The following is a 3,267-nucleotide window of genomic DNA, read 5'->3' on the forward strand; positions in this document are numbered from 1 at the left end:
GAGAAGAAACTGAACGCTGCGGCGACCGCGAACGGATGCTTCCCCGCCGAAAGGGCCCGGGTCAGCGCGTTGTCCGGCTGATTCGAAAGAAAACTGAATAATTTCATGCGCGCCGAGCCGTGCCGTCCGTGTGTGCCGTCAATGTACTAGAGGGTGGCCTAAAAGAGTGAACGCGGATCGAAATTCATCGACCGGCGCTCGCCGAGCCCGGAACTCCCGGGGCGGGCGGAGAGATGCTTAGACGTACCCGCATTGTCAATGCGGCGGCTGCGCAGACGCACCCACCCCTTGCTAGAACCCATGCGGCCGCGCAGGAATGCGGCGCCGGGGCCGGGAGTTGGTATGTCGAGGGTCGCCATTGTCGGCAGTTGCATAAGCCGCGATCTGTGGCGGTTCCGTGGCGAGACTGACACCCAGGCTTCCACCGAGCTGCTCTACGTGTCGCGAACCAGTTTGCCGAGCCTTTTTGCCACACGTTTGCAGGGCTTCCGCGCCGTCGCCAAACCGCCCGGTGGGCTGAAGGCCCAACCGCATCGGGCGCTGGTCGCGGACCTCTCGAAGACCGCGATCGCCGCCCTTGTGGCCTTTCGTCCCACCCACCTGATCTTCGACTTCATCGACGAGAGGTTCGACCTCCTGTCGGCTGGCGGCGCCCTGATCACCGACAGCTGGGAGCTGGAGGCCAGCGGCTACCGCAAGCAGCCGGCCTTCCGTGGCGCGCGGACCGTTCCGCGGCTTTCGGCGGCCTGCGAGCGGCTGTGGCTGGATGGCGCAGCCCAGATGGCCGCCCTGGTGCGCGCCACGCCGCTCGCCCAGGCGCAGTTGATCCTGCATTCGTCGCGCTGGGCGGATCGACGGCGCACGGCGCAGGGCCGAACCGCGGCCATGAGCGGCGTCGAGATCCTCCCGGGCCGACCCGGCGACCTCGCGGCGCACAATGCGCTGCTCGCCCGCTACGAGACGACGTTCGCCGAGCTGATGCCGCCGATGGCCCGCGTCGAGGCCCCGGATCTGCGCGTGGCCGACGATAGGCATCTTTGGGGTCAAAGCCCGTTCCACTATGTGCCAGCCTACTACGCGGCGATCAGGGATCAGCTGACGCAGCTGGGCGTCCGCCCACAGCTCGCCGCCTAAGGCTTTGCGGCCTTGCGAGCCCAGTGCTCCAGCGGCGTCAAGCCCAGCGCCACCAACTCTGGGCTCTGCGCGAGGTAGGCCGCCGTGGGAAAGCCTGGCCGCGATTCGGCCATGGCCCAGGCGCCGCCCTGGAGATAGTCCACCAGCGGGTTTAGGTCGGCCTCCAGGTCCGATCCTCGAGCGGCGACATGGTGGGTGGTGTCGAACCAGGGGCTGGGATTGCGCCCCTCAGCGGCGCCCCCGCCCAGATAGTGGGTCAAGGGTTCGAACCCGGCGGCGGCGATGTCCTCGTACTGCTCAAGGTACCATTTCGAATCGAACAGCGGATGCGGCGAGAGGCCCTGGCGCCAGCCTTCGGTGAGGTAGTGGACCAGGGGCGCGGCGTCGGCCGCCTGCCGCGGGATCTGGCGGCGATACCAGGCCGGGTCGAACAGCGGATGCGGCGACAGCCCGTCGCGCCAGCCCCTGCGGACATAGTGCGAGATCGGATCCTCGTCCGCCGCCAGGTCCGGCCGCTGGCCCGCGTAGTGCGCCAGGTCGAACAGGGGGTGAGGATCGCGGCCCTCCCAGGCGCCGGCATGGACGAAGTGCGCCAGTGGCGAGGCCCCGCCCAGCTCGGCTGCGCTTCGGCGGCGATAGAACGCGGCATCGAACAGCGGATGCGGCGCGGCGTCGATGGCGATCCCCCGCGTCAGGTAGTGGACCAGCGGCGAGCGGCCGAACCCCGCGGCCTCCGGCTGGGTCGCCAGATACCAGGCCTGGTCGAAGAGCGTCCGCGGCGCGGCCGCCGGATCGGCGCGGCGGCGCACATAGGCCGCGATGTCGGCCTGGTCTTCGCCGCGCCACAACCGGCTGTCGGCGATGATCCGCACCTCGCCAGAAACGCCCAGGCGCAGCAGCAGGCGCTGGCTCGTTCGGCCTGACGGCTGGGGCGGACGGCGCGCCCGCGCAGCCCAACCGGCCAGGGCGTCGCGGCGAGCATCGGCGATGGCTTCGGCCCGCGCCTTCAGCGCCGCGCCAAGCGCCAGGGTCAATTCGGATCGGGTCAGGGCCTCGCGGACCTGGGCCTGGTGGACGAGGTCGTGGGCGAGCGCCAGGTCGGCGCGCAGGCCCGCCACCTTCTTCGCCACGGCGGCGGCCTTAGGAGCCAAATCGGCGGGATGCGCCTCGGCGGGCTTCGGAGCGGACGCGGCGGTCTTGGCCATGGGCGGTTGTCTCGGGCGCAGACCGGAGCCTGTCAAGGCAAGCCGCTCTCAGAGCCCCTCGCGCTCCAGCCATCGAGCGTAGCCGCCCTCGCCCGCCGCGAAGGGGTCGGGGAAGGCCGCCTGCAGGTCCGCGCGCTGTCGGTAGAGCACCCGATGCGCCTTCTCGATCGGCGTTCCGTCGGAATAGGCGCCATAGGCCCACCAGCGTTCTGGGATCGCCTTGTCGGTCGCCGCGGTCACCTGGCGCTTGTACCAGCTCCAGACCTCATAGACCGGGAAGTTGGTCGCCCCGTACTTCTTGGTCATGGCGTCGCCCATGGGCCCCAGCTTGGTGAAGTGCCAGAAACGCAGGGGCGCGCCGTTGACCGTGACCTGTCCGTCCTTCTGCACCTCGAGCGTCCGCGTGCTGAGGTTCCAGCTGGCGACATTGTAGCCGGGGTCGCGGACCACCTTGACGTGATTGAACAGCGCCGGGACATGGTCGCACCACCGCTGGTCCACGAAGAGACCGCTCGGCATGTCGTCGTAGCACCAGTCCAGCAGCCGGTCGTTCCACCACTTCGCGAAGCGCGCGCCCTCGCCCGTCGTGCGGATTGCGACGAATCCGAGGTTGAAGATGCCGGTCCGCGAGGCCGACAGGTCGTTGTCCGCGATCGCTTCCGCCGTCACATTCGGATCGACCAGGTGCGGCGTGAGCAGAATGTCGCTCTCCTCCAGCCACGTCTCCAGGGGTTCGAGGCTGCCGAATAGGGCGGTGTCCGGATCGAGATAGATCACCGCGTCCGCGCCGCCAGAAAAGCCGCCTTGGCAGGCCTGGTGGATGAACGGCCCTTTGACCGCCGTACAGACCTCCACCACGTCGTGCTTGAAGAGCCAGCCCTGGAAGTCCGCGATGCCAAGGTCTTCGGCCCAGACAACCCGATCAAAG

3 protein-coding genes are annotated in these 3,267 nt (G+C 68.9%); 1 reads left to right on the forward strand and 2 read right to left on the reverse strand.

The annotated features are described in order from the left end of the window. Positions 1-342 precede the first annotated feature (342 nt). Positions 343-1,134 (forward strand): DUF6270 domain-containing protein, encoded by a 792-nt coding sequence (locus E8A12_RS10595; RefSeq protein ID WP_293368424.1) that lies wholly within the window; start codon positions 343-345, stop codon positions 1,132-1,134. Here E8A12_RS10595 and E8A12_RS10600 read toward each other — a convergent pair. Together E8A12_RS10600 and E8A12_RS10605 are read right to left on the reverse strand one after the other, a co-directional pair. After that, positions 1,131-2,339 (reverse strand): hypothetical protein, encoded by a 1,209-nt coding sequence (locus E8A12_RS10600; RefSeq protein ID WP_293368426.1) that lies wholly within the window; start codon positions 2,337-2,339, stop codon positions 1,131-1,133. The two genes, E8A12_RS10595 and E8A12_RS10600, sit on opposite strands and share 4 nt — an antisense overlap. Before the next feature lie 48 nt (positions 2,340-2,387). Continuing rightward, positions 2,388-3,267, reverse strand: an 880-nt coding sequence (locus E8A12_RS10605) for a hypothetical protein (protein WP_293368428.1), incomplete at its 5' end; no start/stop codon positions are given.

This window comes from Phenylobacterium sp. (assembly GCF_004799395.1).
Lineage (GTDB): Bacteria > Pseudomonadota > Alphaproteobacteria > Caulobacterales > Caulobacteraceae > Phenylobacterium.